The following is a 23,684-nucleotide window of genomic DNA, read 5'->3' as shown; positions in this document are numbered from 1 at the left end:
CGGTCAGCCGACCAGCCGCACCAGCACCAGCAGCACGGCCGCGATCGCCACGCCCACCACCAGCGTCCTGAGCCCGGCCGGGGCACCGCCCGCGCGACGCTTCACCCCGGCCGCCGGCGGGGTGAGGCCGTGCGCGCGGGCCAGCCACTCGCGCGGCGGGTTGTTGGGGATGACGACCCGCCAGGGCTGCTCGGGGTCGTACTCGACGACCGCCCTGGACCTGTGCAGCAGCCCTTGCAGGTCGAGGGGGTGACGGACCTCGATCCGGTACGGGGGCAGATCGTCCGGCACCACCGTCAGGTCGAAGGCGAACACGGAGTCCACTGCCTGCCCGTCGGTGGCCGGCCGGCCGTTCTCCTTGTTCACGGCCTTCACCCCGTTGACCACTGCGGGCGCGAAGGCGCGCGGGCCGCCGGAGCGCAGCCCGGGGGCGGCGACGCCCGACTCCATGTCCTCGGCCGCCTTGCCGTACGCCGTCAGGGCCAGGGCCGTCACGGGGAGCGCGAGCATCAGCAGCCACCGGGGGCCGTCCACAGCGCCCTGGACGAGCGCGGCCAGCGCGAGACCGGTGCCGAGCGCGGACACCACGGTGAACAGCCTGAAGAAGCCGCGCAGGGAGGACGCGGTGGAGATCGACGTGGTCATGAGAGGCGCAGCACCTTGCGTCGGGGAATGACGACCCTGGTGTGAGCCGGGTCGTCGGGACGGTCGGCGTCGTACAGGGCGCGGACGTCCCGCTTGAGGGCGACGCGTTCCACGACGGCCGGGACCTCGTGGCGCACCCCGGTCGTGTCGTCGAAGACCACGGTGACCTCGCCGTACTTGCGACCCACCGACCGCCAGCCCTCCAGCACCGCGTCGGCCGTGGTGCAGCGGCGGGAGAGCCTGCGCAGCCCCGCGGTGCGCCGCAGGCTGACGGCCGCGCCCCACCAGGCGGCGAAGCAGCCGACGCCCCCGACGGACCACAGGAAGGTGAGCCATGCGGAGACGGAGAACTCACCGACCGGGAAGAAGAGGTGGAAGGAGGTGGTGGTGCCGTAGTCGACCAGGTCCTCCGCCAGCGCGTCGTGCCAGCCGGCGATCGCGGCGACGGCGCAGAGCGCGACCATCGCCCCGGGGGCGGCACGGTGCAGGAAACGGGCGGAGAGCAGACCGAGGACGACAGCCGAGCCCACTCCGACGATCGGGGCCGCCGACGCGAACTGGTCGCTGGCGCAGCCGCCGGTCCCGTCGCAGCTCCATCGTACGGAGACGGCCTCGTGACTGGCGATGTACCACATCATCCAGACCTGCCACACCATCAGCGCGCAGGCGACGGCCAGCATCGCCTGCCCGTAGGCTCTCTGCCGCACTGTCCGCCCTCGTCCTTGCCGCGTCGCAGGGCCATGACGTGCCCCGAGGGACGATATACGTGCTGTCCACGGTCTGTCCGTGATCCACAACACCCGCCGGACCGCGGCAGGGCTCAGCCGGCCTCTTCCAGGGTCTTCGGCACCCAACGGAGTTGAGCGGCCTCCTGGAACATGGCGCCGCCTTCGTGTCCGTTGAACGGGTAGACCTCGATCTTCTTCTCACCGCCGTACGCGTTGTGGGCGGCGAAGACCGTGGACGGCGGACAGGTCTGGTCCTGCAGGGCTACGGAGAACAGCGCGGGGGCTCGGCCCCTCGCGGCGAACGACACCCCGTCGAAGTACGACAGGGTGCGGAAGACGGTCTCCTCCTTGCCTCGGTGCATCTTGAGGTAGCGGGCTATCTCCGCGTACGGGTCGGCGTCGGTGAGGGTGACGGCCCGTCCGAAGTGGCAGAGGAACGGTACGTCGGTGGCGATGGCCGCCACGTCGGGGACGAGTGCACCGACCGCGAGGGTGATGCCACCGCCCTGGCTGCCGCCGAGCGCGACCGTGCGGGTGGGATCAGCCAGCGGATGGGAGCGGGCCGCTGCCACGGCGCGCACGGCATCGTCGAAGACCCGGCGGTAGTAGTAGCTCTCGGGGTCCTCGATGCCCCGGGTCATGAAACCGGCGTGGGAGGGGCCGGAGCCGACCGGGTCGGGGGTGTCGCCGACGTTGCCGCCACTGCCCTGGCCGCGTACGTCCATGATGAAGTGGGCGAAGCCGGCCAGCGGCCACATGCCCCAGCAGTGCGGGAGGCTGCGACCGCCGTTGTAGCCGTGGAACTGGACGATGAGCGGCAGCGGGCCGTCGGCGTGCGCGGGGGCGCTGAACCAGCCCTTGACCGGATGGCCGCCGAAGCCGGCGAACGTGGTGTCCCAGGTACGCAGACCGGTCAGTCCCGTGTCGACGGGTTCGAAGGAGACGGCGGGGGCGTGGGCACGGGTCTCGGCCAGGGTCGTCGACCAGAAGGCGTCGAAGTCGTCCGGTTCGTCGATCCGCGGCCGGTAGTCGCGCAGTTCGTTGAGCGGCAGGTCGAACAGGGCCATGGTGCTGCTCTCCTCGTGGTGGGACTCGGAACAGTGTGACGTGCGACGGTGTGACATGGAGCGCGGGGCCGGGTGCCGTCACCGGCAGGTAGGCGAGGATACGGAACAGTGTGCCGCCACACCGCAGTTCGGCGATGAGCACCGCGAGGAGGAGCGGCGCCGGGAGGCCGATCACCAGGGCGAGCACCGCGAACAGCGCGGTGTTCTTGACCGCCGTCCACAGCAGGGGGTCCTCCAGCACATGCCGGAAGTTGTCCAGGCCCACCCATTCCGCGGGACCGACCAGATTGGTCTGCTCGAAGCTGAGCCGGACGCTCTGGACGATCGGCTACCAGGAGAAGCACAGCACCATCGGCAGGCCGAACAGAAGGGTGGTGGCACCTCCTCGCCTGGCCCAGTGGACGAGGCGTTCCGCCGGGCCGCCACGATTCGGGGAGGCGTCCGGCGGCGGCCCGTCCGAAGTCCCCGGCCGGGGCACCGAGGGGGCGGTGGACGGCCGTTGCTTCGTCCGGTCCTTCCGGGTGCGGTTCCCGGCGGGCGCCACAGGCGCGTGTGACCTGCTCGTCGACGTCTCGTCGCCTCTCCTCGTGCTGTGCTCAGTGCCTGACGTACCCGAGACGCCTCAGTTCTGCGCGCGCTCCACCTGGGACGTGACCTGCGGGGCAGCCTTCTTCGGCTGCTCGACCGGATCGGCGTTCTCGCGCGTCAGTACGGCCTGCACGGCGCTGTCGAGGGCCTTGTAGACGTTCTGCGTCTCGACGGGCGGCTCGATGGCCGGCTCGTACTCGTTGAGTGCCTTGGCGTACGGGGCGAAGTGTGCGACCGGCACGTTGGCCGGCTTGTCGAGCGCGGCTTGGACCGGGGCGGCGATGGCCGGCTTGCAGAACGGGACGGTCGGCGCACCGACGCCGGACGGTGAGCGTGGGCACCGGGAGCTCTTCGCCCGGAGCCCGTCGCCGGAGACGGGCACCGCGTGGCTGGACGCGGTCACCACGCTGGGCAGTGTGAACCACCAGGACACCTGGCTGCAGCGGCGCCCGCTGCTCGGCCACTGGGTACGCCCCGACGGCACCCCGGACATCTGCACGTCCATCTGCTGAAGGACGACGGGGCGGAGGACTTCGACTTCGCCTCGGGGGTGATCTCCACCGTGCGGAGCGGCCCGCATGTCGCCTGGCTGACGGGCTTCGCCTGCCCGGCGGGCGACCGGCACCACCACCTCGACATGATCCGGCCGGGTGACCGGTTCCGGGCGCGCTCACCGCGGCTGGTGGTGGACCTGATCGGCGCACCACCGGTGCCGGAGACGTCCGCGGTCGACGGCGCTGTCGATCTCGATCTGGGGACGGCACGGCTGGCCTTCAGGCTGGCCGGGGCCGGCTTCGGCGGCCATAGGCCGACGGTCCGGCTGGTCCCGCGCGCCGACGGGATGCGGATCGAGGTCGTCCTCTTCGAGAGCGCGAGCCCGGCGGAGCTGGACTGGACGGCGCTGGGCGACACCATCGCGGCGGGGTCCCTCTCCCTCGTGCCGTCCGCCACGGGGCCGTCCGGGGAGCAGGTGCCGGAGCCCGAGGTGGACTGCGTCGGCGACTGCGCCGAGGTCCGCTGGACGACCCCGCGGGGACGCCGCCTCACGCTGAGCGGCGGCCGGTCGGTGGTGTCCCGCGAGGAGCACGCCGCGCTGTACTCCGCGACACGGGACGGCGCGGCGCCGCCCTCGCCCCGCCTGTCGGAGTCCCGGCTGGTTCCGTAGTGCTGCGACCCGAGTTGTTCCCTCCACGGGGCGGATGGCACATCGGTGGTCCCGTGCCGTGCGCGGTGCGGACCGATCCCGGGGACCGGCCCGCACCCGAGCCCTCACCGATGGGTGTCAGAGGGCTGCGCCGGGCCCGCTGCCGGCGGCCCGACGCCTGCGGACGGCCTTCACGAGGCCCGCGCCGGTCAGGACGGTCACGCCCGCGAGTCCGCCGAAGCAGGCCAGGACCAGCGTGCTGGTGCCCGTCGAGGCCATGGTGGACGCGGCGGGTGTGTTGTCGCCGGCGGCCTTCCGTACGAGATCGGCGACGGCGTCGGGGCGCGACACCATCGCGACGTGCGAGGAGTCGACCTCGACGGTGCGGGACTTGGCCCGCTTGGCCTCGTAGCGTTCGAGGTCCGGGGCGATGGCCTTGTCACGGGTGGCGACCAGTGCCCAGGACGGGATGGTCCTCCAGGCGGCCCCCGCCGCCCTCTCCATGAACGCGGCCCCGTTGATGGGGCGTTGGGCAGCGGCCATGACAGCCGTAGTACCCGACGGCACGTCAGCCGCGAAGACGCCGTGGAACTTGTCGGGCCGGATGTACAGGTCGGCCCCTTCCCTACCGTCGGCGTCCGGGAACGGCACCGGCTTCAGCGCCGCGTTCAGCTCGCTTCCCGCGAACTTCGCGGACAGATCCGCCAGCCTCTCCCCCTTGTCCGGCATGAGCGCGGAGACGAACACCAGCGACTTCACCTGCGGGTTCCCCGCGGCGGCATCGCTGATCACCGCGCCTCCATAGGAGTGCCCGGCCAGCACGATCGGACCCCTGATGCTCTTCAGCACACTGGCTATGTACGCGGAGTCATGGGCGAGCCCGCGCAGTGGATTGGCCGGCGCCATGACTTCGTAGCCCGCACGTTGCAGTCGTTCCGTCACGCCGTTCCAGCTTGAGGCGTCGGCGAACGCGCCGTGCACCAGCACCACCGTGGGCTTGGTGCCGGCCGTGTCGGCGCCGCCGTCGGCCGCGACGGCCGCGGGGGCGGCGGCGAAAGCCGCCGTGGTGAGTGTGGCGGCGACGATCCGCGCGCGACGCCCGGGTATCCGTGTCCGCGGGGCGAGGAAGGCCGAGACGGTCATGCTGTTCTCTCTTCGTCGAGGAGCGGTTGGTGGGCCCAGCGTTTCCAGGCCCGGCCGGAACGGCGCGACACGAGAAGCAGGCGGGTGAAAGCGGCCGACCGTCCGGGTGAGCTCCGGGCGACGCAGCGTGACGAGGGGGTGTTGCCGGGCCGCGTCGATCCGCTGTCACGGGGCGCGGCGGCGGACCGGGTGGGGTATCCCGTAAGCATGGGTTCCCAGCCGTTCCCGCAGTTGTTCCGCAAGACCCGAAGGCGCAGGAACGCTCTCGTGGCGATGCCGTTCGCGCTGATCGCCGTCGTCACGGTGGTCGATGTCTTCTCGCCACCGGATGTGCATCTCGGCCCGTTCCTGGTGGCGGCTCCCGCGGTGGCCGCCTCGTTCACCGGGCCTCGCATGACCGCCTTCGTCGGTGCGGTCGCCGTGCTGGCCCAGTCCGGGGTGGCCGTCATGCGCAGCAGCATCAACGACCTCAACCACACCTACCAGATCGTCGCACTCGTTCTCATCTCGGTCTTCGTCACCTTCTTCGCCCGGCTGAGGGAGCGGAACGAACAGGCGGTGTCCCAGCTGCGGTCGGTGGCCGAGGCCGCGCAGCAAGTGGTCCTGCGACCGCTGCCCGCACGGAGCGGCCCCCTGCGCATCGCCTCGGTCTATCTGGCCGCGGAGGCGGAGGCCCAGATCGGGGGCGACCTCTACGCCGCCGCCCGCACCAGCGACGGAACCCGCCTGATCATCGGTGACGTCCGCGGCAAGGGACTGGCCGCCATCGGCGAGGCGGCCAGTGTCCTGGGGGCATTCCACGCTCTTTCCCGCCAGGAGTCGCACCTGCCCGACCTGGTGGCGCGCCTGGAGGCGAGCATCGCGCCGGACCAGCAGTACGCCGTCGCCACGGACGGGGACGGGAACGACGACCATGAGCTCGCGGAGTCCTTCGTCACCGCGGCCGTTCTCGACATCCCCGATGCCGCCGCCGAACTGCGCCTGGTCAGCTGCGGTCATCCACCGCCGCTCCTGCTGCGTGCCGGAGAGGTGATCCCGCTCGATGTGCGGGTACCCGCCCCGCCGCTCGGGCTGGCGCATCTGCTGGTCACCGAACACATGGCGGAGACGTTCACCTTCGACGTCGGCGACACCCTGCTTCTGTACACCGACGGCGTCATAGAGTCCCGGGACCGGTCAGGGGTCTTCTATCCGCTCCCGGAACGGGCCGCGTCGCACTGCGGCAGCGGGCCGGGCTCGCTGCTGGAGGCACTCTGCGCCGACCTGGTCCGCCACGCCGGGGGGCGTCTGGGCGACGACGCGGCCATGGTCGCCATCGAACGGCTTCCGGCCTCCGGATAGGGCCGTCCGCCCGCGCCGTCTCAGTCCCGGGTGCCTCGCAGCCGTCGCGACACGGCGTGCAGCCAAGGATGACGGTCGTGCGCCTGCGCGGAGCGCCGGTCGAGCTCTTTGCCGAGGCGCTCCGTGCGCTTGTCGATGTCGAGCTCGTCCAGAATCCGGTCGACCTCGGCGAGCAGGGCCCCGTGCAACTGCCACTGCCTGGGGTGTTCCTGGACGTCTTCGAGGAGCAGGTCCGCCACCCGGTCCCGGGTCGCGCGGCTGACGGCGAGCGCGCGGGCCAGCCGGTCCTCGGCCTCCTCCGCGTTCTCCGCGACCGGAGTGGTGATCAACTCCGAGAAGCTCTCGATGGCGTCGGCCATCTGTCCGAACAGTTCCCTGAGGGATTCGGCCACGTCGGCGGGGAACAGGGTCTCGTCGGTACGGGCCTTGGCCAGGTCGGTGAGTGTGCGTGACAACACCCGCAGCACCACGGCACAGATCTCCAGGGTGTCCAGGCCGGTTCGGAGCACGACCCGGTAGAGCAGCCCCTGTCTGACGCGTGGATTGAGGGTGAGGCCCTCCTCGGCCTGCCGCAGCGAGGCGTCGACCTCCACGATGTCGTGGTCCAGCCGGCGGGCCTCATGGAGCCGGTCGGCCGCCCGCTGGACGGAGATGTGCCCGTACACGTCCTCTCCCATCGCACGGAACAGCCGCCCCATCGCCCTGGCCAGGCTGTCGATGGAGGCACCCGCGGACTGCGCCCATACGGGTGGCGCGAACAGCAGGTTGAACAGCAGTCCCACACCGGCGCCGATCAGGGTCTCCAGCACACGGTCCCACGCGGTGGAGGCGACCTGGGACACGCCCAGTACGAGCATCGCGCTGATCGCCACCTCGGGTACGAACTCGTCGACGCGCACCAGCCGCCCGATGATCAGCGAAGCGAAGATCGTCAGTCCGAGGCTCCACCAGCTGAGGCCGACCAGGGAGCTGAAGGCAGTGGCGATGAGCACGCCGACGACGACGGAGTTCACCCGGCGGATCCCCGTGGTGAGGGTGGCGTAGAGGGTGACCTGTACGACGAGGAGCGCGGTGAGCGGCGCCGTGAGCGGTGCCGGATGCGGAAGGGTCCACACCGCCACGATGTAGGCGATGACGGCTGCCGCCGTGGAGCGCAGGGTCTGCGCCCCGACCGGCTCGGTGGTACGCCGGACTAGCTTGACCACGGGTGCGGATACTCCTGGCATCTCTTTCCCATGCCCGCCGGTACGCCGTCGCAGCGCCCCGGCTCACCGAACCCCACCGTACGGACGTGCCCGTCCGGTTCGGATGCGCATCCTTCACCCGACCAGCGACGAATCTCCGACTCAGGTCACCCGGGAGGGCCGCCTGTTGCCCGCAGGACCACTTTCCGCCTGCTTTCCAGCACCTTGACGTGGTGTGGACGCCGCCCGCGTCAGACCGGCCGGCCGTTCGTGGGCTGCCGGTCGTCGGTGGGCCGCCGGTCCTGCACCTTGATCCGGTACAGCCACAGCAGCACCGCCGCCACCAGGACGGCGAGCGCCACACCCAGTTCGGTGTAGCCGCCGTACCCGGTGATGGAGAATCCGGTCGCGCCCACCACCAGAACCACGGTGAGGAAGCCGGCGAGCGTCCAGGCCAGCGGTACGAAGAACCGGGGCAGCCGGATGGGCCGCACCGCGTCGGGCCGGTCCCTGCGCAGCAGTGCGAAGCCGGAGACCGCCAGCACATGGGTGAGGATGTACCCCAGATTGCCCGTGACGATGATGGCCAGCGGGGTCTGAAGCACCGTCAGTACGAAGACGTTCAGCACCAGGGCCACCAGCAGGGCCCGAGCCGGCACGCCGCGCCGGTTCAGCACCCCCACCTGCTTGATGGTGAGTCCCGCCTTGCCCATCTCGTACAGCACCCGGGAGCCGTCGGCGAGGCCGGTGATCATGATGAGCAGCAACGAGGCGATCAGGAAGACGACCATCAGGTCGGAGGCACCGCCCACCAGGTCCTGGAAGGCGCCGACGAAGAAGGTGGTGGGCTCCTCGCCGATGGCCTTCTCGCCGACGTATCCCGACAGGGTCAGCGGCAGCAGGATGAAGACCCCCAGGGAGAACAGCACCCCGGCGCGCAGGGCCCGGGTGGTGTCGCGCACCGTGTCCTTGTACTCCGGGGCGAAGGTCGCGCACACCTCCACGCCGAACGAGGTCCACGCCATGACGTACAGCCATACCAGGGCCTCGCGCAGTCCCGCGGCACCGTGCAGGTTCCAGTGCAGACCCTGTGCGCTCCAGTCACCGGAGAACAACGGCAGGACGATGAAGACGGCGAGTGGTATCAGCAGCGCACCGCCGGTGACGTAGACGACCCACATGGCGACGTGCAGGCCGATCATCGCGGCGCCGAACAGCAGCAGCATGACGAGCAGGCCCACCGCTATGGGGAAGTCCACCTTCAGTGGTCCGAACTCCACGCTCCAGTCCTGGCCGGGGAACCACTGGGCCCGGACGAAGGAGCCGATGAGTCCGGAGTACACCGCGAGGGCCGTGGTCCAGGGGAACCAGTAGCCGATGCTCGCGATCGGGCCCACCACGGGCGCCCGCTTCTTCCAGCCCTCGGTCGCGTAGTGCGCGATCCCGCCGGAGGAGTCGGGGAACATCGCGGCCAGTTCGGTGTAGATCCAGTTGGTCGCCGTGGCCAGCACCATCGAGGCGGCCCACAGGGCGATGGCACCCCAGGCACCGAGACCGCCGATGGAGGCGCCGAGCGAGGCGATCAGCGCCGCGGGCATGGTCAGCGACATCGCGAATCCGTCGAACCAGCTCATCTTCTTCGCCAGTGCGGGGGCCGTCGCACCCGTCGAGTGCGACGGGTCCGAGGAGGGCGGGGCTGGAGTCTGTGGCTGGGATGACATGGCGTTCCCCTCAGGGTGGGCGCAGGCAGGAGTGCCGATGTGGCCTGGTTATAAGGGAAGCGAAAAACGTCTGTCAATACTCATGAATTAGCAGTGATCGACTTACTCGATTGCTGATTCAGCAGTCTTGACAGTCCCTGATTGCTCAGCGAGTCTCCAGTCATCGCTTCGCACCAGACCCGGGACGGCGCGGCTCCGAGCCGACGCGCCCTGTTCCCGGTCAGGACAGGACAGAGAGGCCAACGCATGACCACCCCGACCGCCGACCGGCACCAGCTCTTCATCAACGGCGCCTTCACCGACGGCACCTCCGGGAAGACCCATGAGGTCATCAGCCCCGCGACGGGCGAACTCGTGGGCAGCTTCCCCCTGCCCGCGGAGGCCGACGTCGACGCCGCGGTGCGTGCCGCGAACGAGGCCCAGCCGGCCTGGGCCGCGACCAATGTGTGGACCCGCGCCGAGCTCTGTCACCGCATCGGTACGGAGCTCGGCAGGCGCGTGGACGAACTCGCCCGCCTCCAGTCCCTGGAACAGGGCAAGCCGCTCGCCGAGTCCGTCGCCGACATCGAGGAGGCGGCCAAGCTCTTCCATCTGCACGCCGAGGACGCCGTACGGCTGCACGGCGAGACGCTGCCCTCCACCGACAACACCAAGCGGATGTTCACCTTCCAGCGCCCGGTGGGCACATGGGGCATCATCACGCCGTGGAACTTCCCGCTGTTGATGCTCGCGGAGTTCGTCGCCCCCGGTCTCGCCACCGGCAACGCCCATGTCGTCAAGCCGCCGGCCAACACCCCGCTGACCGTCCTCAGGGCGATGGAGGCGTTCGTCGCCGCCGGACTGCCCGCCGGCCTCGTCAACATCGTGCCCGGTGAGGGTGACACCGGCGAGGCGCTGGTGCGTCACGAGGGCATTCACGCGATCGGCTTCATCGGCTCCTCCGCGACCGGGGCGAAGATCCAGTCCGCCGCCGGGCTCAAGCGCTCCATCATGGAATGCTCGGGCAACGGCCCGCTCGTCGTCCTCGCCGACGCCGATGTCGAGGCCGCCGCGAAGGCCGCCGTCGACGGCGCCTACCCGTGCGCCGGACAGGTCTGCTGCGCCACCGAACGCGTCATCGTGCACGCCGACATCCACGACGAGTTCGTCGAGGCCGTCCTGCGCGAGGCCCAGCGCATCACCCTCGGCGACCCGTTCGACCCCAAGACCGTTCTCGGCCCCCTCAACAACGAGGGCGTCGCCGCCAAGATGGACCGCCACATGGCCGATGCCCGCGAGCGGGGCGCACGCGTCCTGCTCGGCGGCAAGCGCGCCTCGGGCCACCCCACCGACCTCTACTACGAGTTCACCGTGGTGGACGGTGTCCCCGAGGACAGTCTGCTGTCCCGTGAGGAGTCCTTCGGACCGGTCGTACCGATCATCACCGGACAGGACGAGGACGATCTGCTGCGCATCGCCAACGACGACAAACTGGGCCTCCAGGGCGCCGTCTTCACCCGGAGCATGACCTCCGCGTTCCGTTTCATCGAGGAAATGGCCGTCGGCCAGGTCGTCGTGAACGAGAGCAACAACTGGTGGGACATCAACATGCCGTTCGGCGGCGCCGGCAGCCGGTCCACCGGCTGGGGCCGCATCGGCGGCAAGTGGACGCTCATGGACATGACCGACACCCGCACCGGCGTCATCAGTCTCTGACCGCCCCGCCCGCTCCCACCGCCGACCGGGGCCCCGACCAACGTCGGGGCCCCGGCCCGCGCTGCCCCACCACGCCGGCAACGAGGTACCCGCCACATGACCACCGTCGCCCCGCGCCCCACCGGCCACCGCAGCCGCCTGCGTGACACGGAGGCCGTCCCCTACTGGCTGGACCGGCCCGAACACCCCACGCCCCTGCCCCGGCTGACCGCCGACACCACCTGCGATCTCGCCCTCGTCGGCGGCGGCTACACCGGCCTGTGGACCGCGCTGCTCGCCACACGCGCAGACCCGGAACGGACGTCCTCGTCGTCGAACAGAACACCTGCGGCCACGCGGCCGGCGGCCGCAACGGCGGCTTCTGCTCACTCGGCCTCACCCACGGCCTCGCCAACGGCGCCGACCGCCGGCCCGCCGAGGCCCGGCTGCTGCACCGCCTGGGCATGGAGAACTTCGACGCCTTCCGGCGCGACCTGGACACCCACGGCATCGACTGCTGATTCGTACGCGGCGGGAAGGTCACCGTCGCCGCCACGCCCTGGCAGGTCGAAGGACTCAACAGCGCCCACGCGCTCGTCGAGGCCACCCGCTGGTCCATGGCCCGCGAGGACACACACGGCCATCGCAATCTGTGGCTGCGCGCCCTGGACCGACTCGGCCTCGGTTTCGATTCCTGAGCCGGGCAGGATAGGCCGTACGACCGAAGAACCAGGCCCGCACACCGTGATGGGCCGTACATGAGAGCCGGAGCAAGAGCATGAGCACGCTGGGTGGCAGCCCCCTGGACGACACCGACCGCCAGATCATCGCCGCACTCCAAGCGGACGGCCGCCGCCCGTACAGCCAGATCGCCGAGGAACTCGACATCCCCGCCTCCTCCGTGCGCTACCGCGTCCAGCGCATGGAGGAGAACGGCACTCTCCAGATCGTCGGTATCGCCAACCCGCTGACCATCGGCTTCGACCGGTTCGCCATGGTCGGCATCCGGGTGAGGCCGGGCAGCGCCCAAGAGGTCTGCCGACGGCTGAGGGAGGTGCCCGAGACCTCCTACGTGATCATGACGGCGGGTACCTACGACGTGATGGCGGAGGTGATCTGCCGGGACACCGACCACTTCACCGATCTGATGAACCGCAGACTGCATCAGATCGACGGAATCGTCTCGACCGACTCCTTCTTCGTACTGGAAGTGCACAAGCTGGCGTACGGCTGGGGCGTCGGCGAGGTGGACACCTCACTGCTCGACGCCCCACAGCCACCGCTGGGCGCGGGTCTCGACCAGCGTGCCTGAGCGGCGAGGCGGTCGTCAGGCCGTGAATCCCACGTGGACATGGTCGTGATGGGTGGCGTCGGTGAAGAACTGATTCGCCGTCGCGCCGCCGGAGGGCCGGAGCGGCCCGCCGACGTTGTACGAACCGGCCGCCGCGTCACGCATGAACGACTCGATCAACCGGCGTGACGTGGCCGGATCGACGACCATGTGCCCGTCGATCCGCGCCACGTCGAAGGCCCGGCCCGGTGGATGGTCACTGGGCCGGTCGGTGCCGAACACGTACAGCGGGTGCCCGGAGCGGATCACGCTGAGGTCCATCCGGTACGTGCCGGCCAGGCTCAGCAGGGCCCGCAGCACGGTCGGGTGGACGTGCCCGCTGCGGATGTCCGCCTCGGCCGCGGGCGGCAGACCGATCCGCGGTTCGGCCAGTACCCGCTTCGCCTCCGTGGGCAGCGCGGCTGCGGCGGCGCCGGGGCGGGCCGGATGGAGATCGGTGACCTCCCAGGAGGGCCCGGCCCGACTCAGCCGTACGTCGACGGTCGTGCCGCCCGCGTGGCCGGGCGTCCATTGACGGCACACCACCAGCACACTGGCCGAGTCCGCCAGAATCCCGCCGTACTGCGCGTCGATCACCTGGAGCGCGGCCCGGTCCGCGTCGGGACGCAGCGCACCAGCCCGGTCCACCAGTGACGGCACCGCCCCCAGCGCGGCCACCCGTCTCTTCGCCGCCGCCACACCGCCCTGCCCGGCGGGCCACGCGCCGATCGCCTCCACCACCCGCACGGCACGCAGCTTCACGTCGGGCTCCACGTCGCCGCGGTCGGGACGCCAGGCCGTGGTCGTCGGCAAGGGCGGTGGCGTGGACGGGAATACGGACGTGGACGGGCCGGCGGCCGTCCGGGACGTGGCCGAGCAGCCCAAGGGCCCCGCGAGCAGTCCGCCGGTGCCGAGCAACAGGGCGCGGCGGCCGAGTGATGGTGGCATGCGATGCCCTGTTCCCGTTCGGGGTCCTCCTCCACGGGGACGCGGACCCGGACAGATTCCGATGGTTGTCGACGCTCGTGGCGCGCCGCGGCCGGCGGGAAGCTCACCGGTGCGGGGCACGGGGGTCTCCCGACACCATGCCTTCTCCCGCGCCGGTCCCCTCCCGTCACAGATCGATTCCCGTCACAGATCGCTTCCGTCACAGCGTCGTGACGAGGCCCCCGTCGATGACGAAGTCCGATCCGGTGACGTTGCCCGACCGGCCGCTCGCCAGCAGGAGCACCAGATCGGCGACTTCTTCCGGCAGGCTGAACCGCCCGGTCACGGCCCGGGACGCGAAGCCCTGGGCGATGTCGTCCGGGGCGCTGCCGTCGGCCGCCGCGACGGTCTGCGCGATGCCTCCCTCGCCCAGCCAGAGGTCCGTGGCGACGGGCCCGGGGCTGACGGTGTTCACGCGTACCCCGTGCGGGCCGACCTCCTTGGACAGGGCCTTGGAGAAGTTGCTCAGCGCGGCCTTGCTCGCTCCGTAGTCGATGACCGAGGGGTCGGGCAGAAAGGCGGTGACCGATCCGACCGTCACGATCGAGCCGGAGCCGCTTGCGATCAGGTGTGGCAGGGCGGCGCGTGTGGTGCGCACCGCGGTGAGGAGGTTGACCGTCAGCGCCCATGTCCATTCGTCGTCGCCGACGGACAGGAAGCCGCCCGCTCTCGGACGCACGGCCCCGACGTTGTTGACGAGGATGTCCAGGCCGCCGTACCGGGCGACCGCTTCCGCCACCGGTTCCTCGGCGCCGTCGGGCCGGCTGAGGTCCGCCCGCACGAAGTGGACGTCCTCACGCGCCGTCAGTTCGGACAGCGGGTCGGTGAGAGTACGGGAGGCCGCGACCACTCTCGCGCCTTCGTCGGCGAGCGCCCGTGTCACCGCCAGGCCGATACCCCGGCCGGCGCCGGTGACCACGGCCGCCTTGCCTGTCAGACGCAGATCCATCACGCTCTCCCAGCAAACGAACGGCACCGACGAGGGATTGCGGCGCTCCACTGGAGGGAAGGACGCCGGACCCAGCGTCACCGGGGCCGACGGTGGTGGCACGGCCCGGAGAGCAACGGGGTGACGCGGGCCGACCGTCCGGGTGACAGCGGCTGTCGGTACGCCTCCGTCCCTCCGCCCGGCGCCCCTCGCCGTCCGCCGCGCACCGCCCCCGCCTCGTCGCTACGTGACTCCTCGGTGGGTCGTCGTCACGCGTTCTTCGGCGACGTCCAGGGCGTGGCGCACCGCCCCCAGCGCGACGGCTCGTTCACCGAGCACCGACACGTCCAGTTCCACCGGCACCAGGCTGCGGGATCGCAGGTGCCTGCGCACCGGGTCGAGCAGGGTGTCCCCCGCCCGCGAGACACCGCCCCCGACGACGACCCGGCCCGGATCGAGGACGAGCAGGAGCACGGCGAGTCCGCGGGCGAACCGGGCGGCCACCTCTTCCACCACGTCGACGGCGGTCCGGTCCCCCGCCTCGGCCGCCGCGAAGAGCGGCGCGATGTCATGGGCGTCGCCGACGGGAGCACCGGCCTCCAGGGCCAGCCGGTGAATGGCCTCGGCGCCGACGAGCCGTTCGAACGGTCCCATGCCGTCGGCCGGACGCGGTCCGGGGGCCGTGCCGGAATCCTCCTGCAGGTCGATGAATCCCAGCTCACCGGCGGCGGCCGAATTCCCCCGGTAGGGGCGGCCGTTGATGACGATGCCGGTGCCGATGCGCCTTCCCCACTGGACGAAGACCAGACAGTCGGTGCGCATACCGGCATCGTCGCCCCCGCCGGTCGCCGAGGGGTCCGCGGCGCCCCGCCAACGCTCGGCGAGCACCGCGAGGTTGACGTCGTTCTCGATGGACACCGGACAGCGCAGCCACTCGCGCAGCAGCGAGACGGCAGGCAGCCCGGCCCAGTCGGGAATGCTGGGAGCGAGCAGCACCTCGCCCCGCTCCCGGTCGACGATCCCCGGGGTGCCCGCACTCACCGCCCACAGGTTCGACAGCGGCACGCCCGCCTCGGCCGCCGCCGCTGTCAGCGCGGCCCGGACCGTGGCGAACAGGCGCGGCCCGGCCGTCCCCCTGTCCACGGCCACGCGATGCGTGGCCAGTACCCGGCCCGCCAGGTCCGCGATCATCACCAGCACCTTGTGCGGGCCGATGTCGACCCCGGCGACGTGTCCCGACTCGGCGCGGAACCTGGCGTACTGGGCGGGGCGGCCGAGCTGCTGCGGTCCGGCGGCCGTGGTGAACTCCACCAGTCCGCAGTCCCTCAGTTCGCTCAGGGCCCTGGTCACCGCGGGCCGTGACAGTCCGGTGAGCGCGGCGAGGTCCGTGACGCGGGCGGTGGGCGCGTCGCCCTCCCGCAGTGCGGCCAGGACCGCGGCGACATTCATCCGGCGCAGGACGTGCGGACCGGTGGCTGCCGTTCCTCGGACTGACATGTGCGTCAACTCCCCTGCCGGACCGCACTGTCGACACTTTACCCAGCACTTCGAGAGCGCGGGGTTGTCGGCGCTCTTGACGGTCGCGGCATGCCCTGCCCATATTAACGAATGCTCCGTTAGTAAGTCTGATGCGCGTCCGCTCCATGTACTCGGCAAGCCCCCGCATCCCTTCGTCGGACGAGGTCCGCCTTGAGAAGCGTCAGATCCTGGATCGTCGGCTGCGCGACCGCCCTCACGGTGCTGGCCGCGATGTTGAGCGCTCCCGCGGAGGCGGTTGCCCGCGGCGGACCCGCCTTCGCCGCCGGGCCGGCCGAGGCGGCCCTGCGTCGCCTTCTCCCTCGGCACGCCGGGCAGTTCGACCTCGTTCCGGTGAGCCGCCCCGCGTCCGGTGACTACTTCGCCGTCTCCGGGACCACGGGCCATGTGCGGGTTCGGGGAACCAGCCCCGCCGTGCTGCTCAGCGGAGTCGACTGGTACCTGAAGTACACGGCGAAGGTCGACATCGGCTGGCCCGGTGACAGCACGTCGAGGCTTCAGAAGAGGCTCCCCGCGCCCGTCGGCACCGTCCGCCGCGACGCCTCGGTGCCGCACCGGTTCGCCCTCAATGACACGGACGACGGCTACTCCGGCGCGTACCGGGACTGGGCCTCGTACGAGAGGCAGATCGACGTCCTGGCCCTGCACGGCGTCAACGAGGTGTTCGTGCAGATGGGTGCGGACGCCGTGTACTACGACACGTTCCAGGAGTTCGGTTACGCGAAGAAGGACCTCGCGTCCTGGATTCCCGGTCCGGCGCACCAGCCGTGGTGGCTGATGCAGAACATGTCCGGCTTCGGTGGCCCGGTCACCGAGAAACTGCTGGACCGGCGCGCCGCGCTCGGCCGCAGGATCGCCGACCGGTTGCGCCTGCTCGGTATGACCCCGGTCCTGCCCGGCTACTACGGCACGGTCCCGCCCGGGTTCACGGACCGCAACCCGACGGGCCCCGTGGTCCCGCAGGGCGACTGGGTCGGTTTCGAGCGGCCGGACTGGCTGGACCCGCGCGGCGGGATGTTCCCGAAGGTCGCCGAGGCCTTCTACCGTCACCAGCGGAAGGTGTTCGGCGACTCCACCATGTACAAGATGGATCTGCTGCACGAAGGCGGCAGGCCGGGCGAGGTGCCCATCGCGGAGGCGGCCCGGGCCGTCATGAACGCTCTGCAGACCGCGCACCCGGGCGCCACCTGGGTTCTGCTCGGCTGGCAGAGCAATCCCTCCACGCAGCTCATCGACGCGGTCGACAGGAGCAGGCTGTTCATCGTCGACGGACTGGCCGACCGCTACAACGGCCTGGACCGGGAGGCCGCCTGGCACGGCACGGCGTACGCTTTCGGAACCATCCCCAACTTCGGGGGGCACACCACGATCGGGGCCAACTCCGCTGTCTGGACTGCCCGGTTCAACGAATGGCGCGCCAAACCGGGCAGCGCGCTCCAGGGAATCGCCTACCTGCCGGAGGGCACCGGCGGCAACCCCGCCGCCTACGAGCTGTTCACCGAACTCGCCTGGCAGAGCGCCCCGTCCGACGGCGCGGCCTGGTTCGCCGACTACGCGGAGCGCCGTTACGGTGGCGCCGATCCGCATGCCGCCAAGGCATGGGAGCTGCTGCGGGCGGGCCCCTACAGCACCCCGTCCGGCACCTGGAGCGAGTCCCAGGACAGCCTGTTCACCGCACGCCCCGCACTGACCGCCGGCTCCGCGGCCAGCTGGAGCCCGTCGTCCATGCGGTACGACGCGTCGACGGTGCGGCGGGCGCTCGCGGAGCTGCTCCAAGTCGCCCCCGAACTGCGGAAGTCGGACGCGTACCGGTTCGACGTGGTGGATGTGGCGCGGCAGTCCCTGGCCAATCGCAGCCGTACGCTGCTGCCGCAGATCAGGTCCGCGTACGAGGAGAAGGACCTTGCCCTGTACCGGCAGCGGGCCACGGAGTGGAAGCGGGACCTCGCCCTGCTGGACCGGCTGCTGGCCTCCGACCGGCGGTTCATGCTGGGCCCCTGGCTCAAGGACGCCAGGTCCTGGGGCGGCACCGATGCCGAGCGGGCCACCGCCGAGTTCGACGCCCGCTCGATCCTGACCACCTGGGGCCATCGTTCCGGCAGCGAGTCCGGCGGGCTGCGCGACTACGCGAACCGCGAATGGTCGGGACTGGTCTGCGACTTCTACGCCAAGCGCTGGACGCTCTACCTCGACTCCCTCGACACGGCCCTGACCACCGGACGGCCCCCGGCCGCGATCGACTGGTTCGCACGGGACAACGCCTGGAACCTGGAACGCAAGAGGTACCCGGTGAAACCCACCGGCGACCCGGTGGCCCTGGCCGACACCGTACGCGAGGCGCTGTCGGCCACCTTCACGCCGACTGCCGTCCGTTGACCGGCTGATGTCCGTGACCTCAGCGCCGTTCGAGACCACCGGTCCGGATCCCGGCGCGCTCGCCGGGGCCGTCGCCGCCGCCGGCCGGCGTGACACAGCTCACGACTATTAACGTATTGCGCAACCATTAAAGTGTAAACATGGATGCCGACACCTCCGATACTCAGGCGAACCAGCAGATCGCGATGCTCGACGGCGGCCCCGCACACGGGCTGCGCATGTGGGTCACCAGTCGGCCACCGGTGGTTCAGGTCACCTGGCCGTGCGAAGTCGAGGCGCCACCCGAAGGCATGCGGGTGGAAGCCCTGTATGTCTACCGGCTCGACCCCCGGGCGAAGGAGCAGCCGCTGCGCTACGGCTTCGACGGGGCCAGCCCCTGACGGTCCCCGGTCCGGGGACCGTCACGCACCGGGGGCCAAGGGGCCCGGCCGGTCACGGACACGCGTGCGCCGGCTGTGTCCGGTCACGGCCGGGCCCCACGTCCTGCGCGGCGGGCTTCGGCCGGAGGCCGGTCCGCCGCGCGTGGTGCGAAGGGATCCGTTCGGTCAGGGGCCGATGTGCTGGTGCGACGCCCACAGCAGCGGGCTGTTGCCGGCGTACTCATGTCCTCGCCCCACGTGCCGGACGGCGAACGGGAGGCGGCGAATCGGCCGGACCGGGGAGCGCTCCGATGCCGGAACACCTCGGCTTCGGTGTTCTCGCGCAGGAGGCGCCGCCACTGGGCCGGGGTCGGATCGACGACCCGCAGGGACGAGCGGCTCAGCTCGTCGACCGCCGGGTCGAGAGCGGCACGGGTCCGGTCAGTGAGAAGTGGCGTGGGGAGGCGCGGAATCGGTCGCGGACGCACCCGACTTGGTGACCCGCTCTGGCCAGAGTCGAGAGCGTGGTCTATTCCTGTCCCCATGGATGCTGTGGCGTGGCTCGCCCTGGGCACGAGCGGGCTTGTGGTGGTTCTGAACCTGGGCATCGGCGCCCTGGCCCTGTGGAGTCACCGCGACGGTGTGCGGGCGACGGAGCGTCTCATCGCGTCGGGCGAGCTGGATGTGTATCACGCGGCGTGGCTGATCGGGCCCGGATACCGGAGGTCGGCGCCCTGGGGGCGGGAGCGCGAAGCGGCCGGGACGGCCTTGAGGTCGCTGATCGCGGCAGGGCTGGTACGAATCGACGAGGACGCGCGGCTCGTTCCGTCCGCCGCGACGGAGCAGGCGGGCGTGCGGCCTCCGGAGCATCCATTGGCCCTGGAGGCCTGGCAGTTCACCTTCGGTTCTTGGTCCACCGGGCACCCTGTGACACTGCGGGCGCTGACCGCTCACCCCGCCTTCGAAGCGGCCTGCGCGGCTCATGCGGAGCGGCTGTCCGGCCACCTGCCACCGCACCGCACGCGGCACGACGACCGCGCCCGGCGCGCACCGCTGGCCGCAGGGCTGATCGCGGCGGGCTGGGTCACGCTCAGCACCTGCCTGTTGCTGGTGCGCAGCGTCTTCGGCGAGGCCGACACCGGGCCGGAGCAAGGCCCGGAGAGCGTCATCGGCGTGCTGGCGGCGACGCTGGCGACGTCGATGCTTTCCGCGGTCGTCCTGGTGGCGTCGCACTACTTCATCTGGCAGCGCTGGCAGGACCGGTGGCCCCGGCGGCTGCGCGCGTACTGCCGGGAAGTGGTGCAGCGGGAATCCCGCGACTGGGTCCCTCTGTCGCACATCCCACAGGGTGACGAAGACCGCTGACCCGGCCGACGGGGAATCCGCACACGGACAACGGTGTGCCCGCCATCGGTCCCTGCCGACGGGATGTCCACGCACCGGCGGGGGTGTACCGGAGGCACTCAGGCGATCATGGGCCGGTCATGTGGGGCGATCGGTGCCGGGAGCACCGTGGAGCCGCTCAGACAGCGGTCCGTCGCCGCCGCGACGGACCGTCCCTCCGCGATGGCCCACACCACCAGGGACTGCCCGCGACCCGCGTCACCGGCGATGAACACCCCGCCCTCCCCGGCTCGGGCCGTCCGCTCGGCCGATCCCGCCGTACCAGCCGTTTCGGCGGCGAAGGCGCTGTCACGGGCGAAGTTCCCCCGGTCGTCCAGCACGAGCCCGAGCTGCCGCATCAGACCTGTGCCCCGTTCGGGACCGAAGAAGCCCAGGGCGAGCAGGACCAGATCCGCCGGTATGACGCGTTCCGTCTCCCACCGCGGCCTTCTGCCCTCGGGCTCCACCTCCGCCAACCGCAGCGCGCGCACACGACCGGACCGGTCCCCTTCGAAGCTGAGGGTGGCGGACGAGAAGACTCTCGGATCCATGTCTCCTCCCCCACGGGCCTCTTCATGAGCATGGGATATCCGGTAGACCTTCGGATATACGGGCCAGGGCTCGGTGTTCCGTCGCGTTTCACCGGGCTCCGGATTGATGTCCAACTGCACGGCGGAGGCAGCGCCCTGCCGCAGCACGGTGCCCAGACAGTCCGAACCGGTGTCGCCGCCGCCGATGATCACCACGTGCCGGCCCTCGGCGGTGACGGCCGGCACGTCGCGATCGCCCTCCGTGACCCGGTTGGCCAGGGTCAGATAGTCCATGGCCTGATGGATGCCGTGGAGCTCGCGGCCCGGGACGGCCAGCTCGCGCTGCCCCGTGGCTCCGACGGCGATCACGACCGCGTCGTGTCGCCCGGCGAGTTCCGCCGCGTCGACATCGCCACCGACGTCCACACCCGTGCGGAACTCGGTGCCCTCCGCCCGCATCTGCTCGATCCGGCGGTCCAGGTGGCGCTTCTCCATCTTGAACGCGGGAATGCCGTAGCGCAGCAGTCCGCCGATGCGGTCGGCACGCTCGTAGACGACGACGGCGTGGCCGACGCGGGTGAGTTGTTGCGCCGCCGCCAGCCCCGCAGGTCCGGAGCCGATGACGGCGACGGTCTTCCCGCTGAGCATCTCGGGCGGCTGCGGCGGCGCGTATCCGCGTTCCCAGATCTGGTCGGCGATCGCCTGTTCGACGTTCTTGATCGTCACCGGGTCGGCATTGATGGTCAGTACACAGGCGTCCTCGCACGGCGCCGGGCACAGCCGCCCGGTGAATTCCGGGAAATTGTTCGTCGCGTGCAGCCGCTCGGCCGCCGCCCACCAGTCGCCCTTCCGCGCGTACGCGTTCCACTCGGGGATGAGGTTTCCCAGCGGACAGCCGCTGTGGCAGAACGGTATGCCGCAGTCCATGCACCGCCCCGCCTGCGCGGAAACGAGCGGCAACCGCGCCTGCCCCGCGTACACCTCGTTCCAGTCGCTCAGCCGTTCCTGGACGGGGCGTGCCGGAACGGGACGGCGGGGGGTCTTGAGGAAGCCGTGGGGGTCGCTCATGGGCCGCCTCCGTCGCTCACTCGCGGTGCACAGGCGTAGGGCCAGAGTACGCCCGTGGACGGGCCCGGCGGGGTGCACGCCGTCGCCGCACCGACCGGCAGCGGCCGGGAACGGGTCCGTCACGCCTCCTCTCACACAAGGCGACCTTGCCCGGGGTGTCCTACGTTTGGAAAGAGGAAGAGTCGTCTATCCGAGGAGTCCTCATGGCTCATGGAAGCGGCAAGGACAAGATCAAGGGCAAAGCCAAGGAAGCCATGGGCAAGATGACCGGCGACCGCCGCAAGGAGGCCGAAGGCAAACTTGACCAGGCGAAGGGTGAGGTCAAGAAGCAGACGGGCGACGCCCGTGATCGCACCGCGCCCCTGGAGCCCCCCGACTAGGGTCTTTCGTTTGGATCAGGCCGGATCGGCGAGCGGGGTCCGGTGCCGTGGATCGCAAGGCGGAGGAGCAAGTCGGATGGGGTCTTCCCTGCTCGAACGGAGCTGAGAGCTCGGGGAAGGCGCCATGGCGACCGACGACAACGCGGCGAGGCGCGGTGCCGGGGCACGCGAGCCCCGCGTGATCCGAAGAGCCCCGAGCCCCTGTCCGAGCGGCGGGGGCTCGGCCATGCCCGACATCGTCGTGCTCGGCCCCGAGGGGCACGATGTCACGGTCGGGCGGGCACCACGAGCCGTCAGAGGGAATGGTCGATCCTTCCACGGCGGTGAAGCACGTCGGGGACGGCTGCGCGATGAATCGCGATGACAGCGGCGTCGTCGCCCAGACGCCCACCGACGTGGGCGAGGAGGTCGCGTCGCAGATGGTTCAGGAGCGTCTCCGGAGAGCTCTCCGTCCATCGGGCGGCCCGTTCCGCGAAGGGGTAGAACTCCCCGCCCCGGTCACGTGCCTCGATGACCCCGTCGGTGTAGAGAAGGAGGGTGTCACCGGCCTCGAAGGGGAACGCGTCGAGGGTGTAGGACGTCGAGCCCATGTTGCCGACCCCCAGCGGGGGCGCGGGATGAAGACTCGGCACGGTGACGGAGTGCCCCGGGCCGAGCACCAGGGGCGCGGGGTGACCGCAGCTCGTCATGCGGCTGATGTGGTCCTCGTCGGGGATCTCCAGCAACAGAGCGGTGACGAAGGGTTCTCCCGGCTCGTCCTCCGAGTCGAAGTCGGCCTGGTAGCGCGTGACGCTCTGTTCGAGGGCGGCGGCGAGTTCGGGCAGGCCGGTGTGCTGGTGGGCGGCCTCGCGGAAGGCGCCGAGCAGGAGGGCGGCTTCTCCGATGGCGGCCAGACCCTTGCCCCTCACATCCCCGATCATCACCCGCGTTCCGCCTTCGACACGGGTGGCCGCGTACAGGTCTCCGCCGATCAGGGCCTCGTCCTCCGCGGCCAGGTACAGGGAGGCGACCCTCAGTGGGCCGATCCGGTCCGGGAGCGGCCACAGCAGGACGTGCTGCGCGGCTTCGGCCACCGACCGCACGCGCGCCAACTGTCGGCCGCGCCGCTCGCGTACCAGGGCGAAGAACACGGTCAGCGCCGAAAGCAGGGCGATGGCGGCGATCTGCACCAGTACGTTCCGGGAGGACAGCGTGCCGGAGTGCTGGCCGATGTACGCCTGCGCCGTCACGGCCAGGAGACCGATGACACCGGTCGGGAGAGCGCCGGCGAACGAGGCGGTGATCGCCGGTGCGATGACCAGCAGCGGTCCCAGATGGATGTCCTGCGGCGCGAGGATGTCCACTGCGGTGATCACGACGATGAGCAGAACGGGAATCGCCAGCAGCGCATGGCTCGGCCGCCATGGTTCTCGCAGATCCGTAAACCGTTCACTGGGGCCCACGTGTTCCACAGTGCACCGCCCCCGGGCGGCGCACGAGTCGGCCGACTGTGGTCGGGGCCACTGAGCCCCTCTTCGGCGGGGCTCCGCGCCGTACGCGGGCGTTGCCGCCGACGTGGCCCGGACGGGTGTC

General features: G+C 70.9%; 21 protein-coding genes. 9 read left to right on the top strand and 12 right to left on the bottom strand.

Going from position 1 to position 23,684, the window contains the following annotated elements; all coding sequences use genetic code 11:
* Positions 1-3: 3 nt before the first annotated feature.
* The 4 genes from ACZ68L_RS32300 to ACZ68L_RS32285 form a co-directional block, all read right to left on the bottom strand.
* A complete protein-coding gene (locus ACZ68L_RS32300) occupies positions 4-645 on the bottom strand; it encodes a hypothetical protein (protein WP_469584035.1) in 642 nt (213 codons plus the stop codon).
* A complete protein-coding gene (locus tag ACZ68L_RS32295; protein WP_469584033.1) occupies positions 642-1,352 on the bottom strand; it encodes a hypothetical protein in 711 nt (236 codons plus the stop codon). The genes ACZ68L_RS32300 and ACZ68L_RS32295 overlap by 4 nt, the downstream gene beginning before the upstream one ends.
* Before the next feature lie 113 nt (positions 1,353-1,465).
* Complete coding sequence (locus ACZ68L_RS32290; protein ID WP_469584030.1) at positions 1,466-2,440, bottom strand: acetylxylan esterase; 975 nt, start codon at positions 2,438-2,440, stop codon at positions 1,466-1,468.
* Between the two features lie 622 nt (positions 2,441-3,062).
* Positions 3,063-3,434, bottom strand: a complete 372-nt coding sequence (locus ACZ68L_RS32285; RefSeq protein WP_469584028.1) for a hypothetical protein — start codon at positions 3,432-3,434, stop codon at positions 3,063-3,065.
* Between the two features lie 156 nt (positions 3,435-3,590).
* On the opposite strand from ACZ68L_RS32285, the gene ACZ68L_RS32280 reads away from it, so the two are divergent.
* Complete coding sequence (locus ACZ68L_RS32280; protein WP_469584026.1) at positions 3,591-4,193, top strand: hypothetical protein; 603 nt, start codon at positions 3,591-3,593, stop codon at positions 4,191-4,193.
* Positions 4,194-4,310: 117 nt separating this feature from the next.
* Here ACZ68L_RS32280 and ACZ68L_RS32275 read toward each other — a convergent pair whose 3' ends face one another.
* Positions 4,311-5,315, bottom strand: a complete 1,005-nt coding sequence (locus ACZ68L_RS32275; RefSeq protein ID WP_469584022.1) for an alpha/beta fold hydrolase — start codon at positions 5,313-5,315, stop codon at positions 4,311-4,313.
* 207 nt (positions 5,316-5,522) lie between these two features.
* Between ACZ68L_RS32275 and ACZ68L_RS32270 the strand changes: the two genes are divergently transcribed.
* Positions 5,523-6,656: a PP2C family protein-serine/threonine phosphatase gene (locus ACZ68L_RS32270; protein WP_469584019.1), complete on the top strand. Its 1,134-nt coding sequence runs from the start codon at positions 5,523-5,525 to the stop codon at positions 6,654-6,656.
* Between the two features lie 20 nt (positions 6,657-6,676).
* Here ACZ68L_RS32270 and ACZ68L_RS32265 read toward each other — a convergent pair whose 3' ends face one another.
* Both ACZ68L_RS32265 and ACZ68L_RS32260 read right to left on the bottom strand, forming a co-directional pair.
* Positions 6,677-7,882, bottom strand: coding sequence for an FUSC family protein (locus tag ACZ68L_RS32265; protein WP_469584017.1), 1,206 nt, complete (start codon positions 7,880-7,882; stop codon positions 6,677-6,679).
* A gap of 209 nt (positions 7,883-8,091) precedes the next feature.
* Positions 8,092-9,561 (bottom strand): APC family permease, encoded by a 1,470-nt coding sequence (locus ACZ68L_RS32260; RefSeq protein ID WP_469584014.1) that lies wholly within the window; start codon positions 9,559-9,561, stop codon positions 8,092-8,094.
* 246 nt (positions 9,562-9,807) lie between these two features.
* Between ACZ68L_RS32260 and ACZ68L_RS32255 the strand changes: the two genes are divergently transcribed.
* From ACZ68L_RS32255 to ACZ68L_RS32245, 3 genes are all read left to right on the top strand, one after another.
* Positions 9,808-11,256 carry an aldehyde dehydrogenase family protein gene (locus tag ACZ68L_RS32255; RefSeq protein WP_469584011.1) on the top strand — a complete coding sequence of 483 codons (1,449 nt, stop codon included), beginning with the start codon at positions 9,808-9,810 and terminating at the stop codon, positions 11,254-11,256.
* 260 nt (positions 11,257-11,516) lie between these two features.
* Entirely contained in the window at positions 11,517-11,756 is a 240-nt protein-coding gene (locus tag ACZ68L_RS32250; RefSeq protein WP_469584008.1) for an FAD-dependent oxidoreductase, read from the top strand.
* Between the two features lie 257 nt (positions 11,757-12,013).
* A complete protein-coding gene (locus tag ACZ68L_RS32245) occupies positions 12,014-12,547 on the top strand; it encodes an Lrp/AsnC family transcriptional regulator (protein WP_469584005.1) in 534 nt (177 codons plus the stop codon).
* 15 nt (positions 12,548-12,562) lie between these two features.
* Here ACZ68L_RS32245 and ACZ68L_RS32240 read toward each other — a convergent pair whose 3' ends face one another.
* The 3 genes from ACZ68L_RS32240 to ACZ68L_RS32230 form a co-directional block, all read right to left on the bottom strand.
* Entirely contained in the window at positions 12,563-13,513 is a 951-nt protein-coding gene (locus tag ACZ68L_RS32240) for a hypothetical protein (RefSeq protein ID WP_469584002.1), read from the bottom strand.
* 199 nt (positions 13,514-13,712) lie between these two features.
* Positions 13,713-14,501, bottom strand: a complete 789-nt coding sequence (locus ACZ68L_RS32235) for an oxidoreductase (protein ID WP_469584000.1) — start codon at positions 14,499-14,501, stop codon at positions 13,713-13,715.
* Positions 14,502-14,723: 222 nt separating this feature from the next.
* Entirely contained in the window at positions 14,724-15,977 is a 1,254-nt protein-coding gene (locus tag ACZ68L_RS32230; RefSeq protein WP_469583999.1) for an ROK family transcriptional regulator, read from the bottom strand.
* Positions 15,978-16,169: 192 nt separating this feature from the next.
* Between ACZ68L_RS32230 and ACZ68L_RS32225 the strand changes: the two genes are divergently transcribed.
* The 3 genes from ACZ68L_RS32225 to ACZ68L_RS32215 all read left to right on the top strand — a co-directional run bounded on the left by ACZ68L_RS32225 (position 16,170) and on the right by ACZ68L_RS32215 (position 20,116).
* A complete protein-coding gene (locus tag ACZ68L_RS32225) occupies positions 16,170-18,392 on the top strand; it encodes an alpha-N-acetylglucosaminidase (RefSeq protein ID WP_469583998.1) in 2,223 nt (740 codons plus the stop codon).
* A 140-nt stretch (positions 18,393-18,532) separates the two neighbouring features.
* Entirely contained in the window at positions 18,533-18,772 is a 240-nt protein-coding gene (locus ACZ68L_RS32220) for a hypothetical protein (RefSeq protein WP_351082184.1), read from the top strand.
* A gap of 522 nt (positions 18,773-19,294) precedes the next feature.
* On the top strand, positions 19,295-20,116 hold the full coding sequence (locus tag ACZ68L_RS32215) for a hypothetical protein (protein WP_469583995.1): 822 nt from the start codon (positions 19,295-19,297) through the stop codon (positions 20,114-20,116).
* 98 nt (positions 20,117-20,214) lie between these two features.
* Here ACZ68L_RS32215 and ACZ68L_RS32210 read toward each other — a convergent pair whose 3' ends face one another.
* A complete protein-coding gene (locus ACZ68L_RS32210) occupies positions 20,215-21,732 on the bottom strand; it encodes a glutamate synthase subunit beta (protein ID WP_469583992.1) in 1,518 nt (505 codons plus the stop codon).
* 203 nt (positions 21,733-21,935) lie between these two features.
* On the opposite strand from ACZ68L_RS32210, the gene ACZ68L_RS32205 reads away from it, so the two are divergent.
* Positions 21,936-22,112 carry a CsbD family protein gene (locus ACZ68L_RS32205; RefSeq protein ID WP_469583990.1) on the top strand — a complete coding sequence of 59 codons (177 nt, stop codon included), beginning with the start codon at positions 21,936-21,938 and terminating at the stop codon, positions 22,110-22,112.
* A gap of 293 nt (positions 22,113-22,405) precedes the next feature.
* Here ACZ68L_RS32205 and ACZ68L_RS32200 read toward each other — a convergent pair whose 3' ends face one another.
* A complete protein-coding gene (locus ACZ68L_RS32200) occupies positions 22,406-23,554 on the bottom strand; it encodes a PP2C family protein-serine/threonine phosphatase (RefSeq protein ID WP_469583987.1) in 1,149 nt (382 codons plus the stop codon).
* Between the last annotated feature and the right edge of the window lie 130 nt (positions 23,555-23,684).

It is taken from the genome of Streptomyces sp. NPDC104309 (assembly GCF_055584025.1).
The sequence above is the reverse complement of the archived record's forward strand: the minus strand, read 5'-3'. Positions and strand labels throughout refer to the sequence as shown.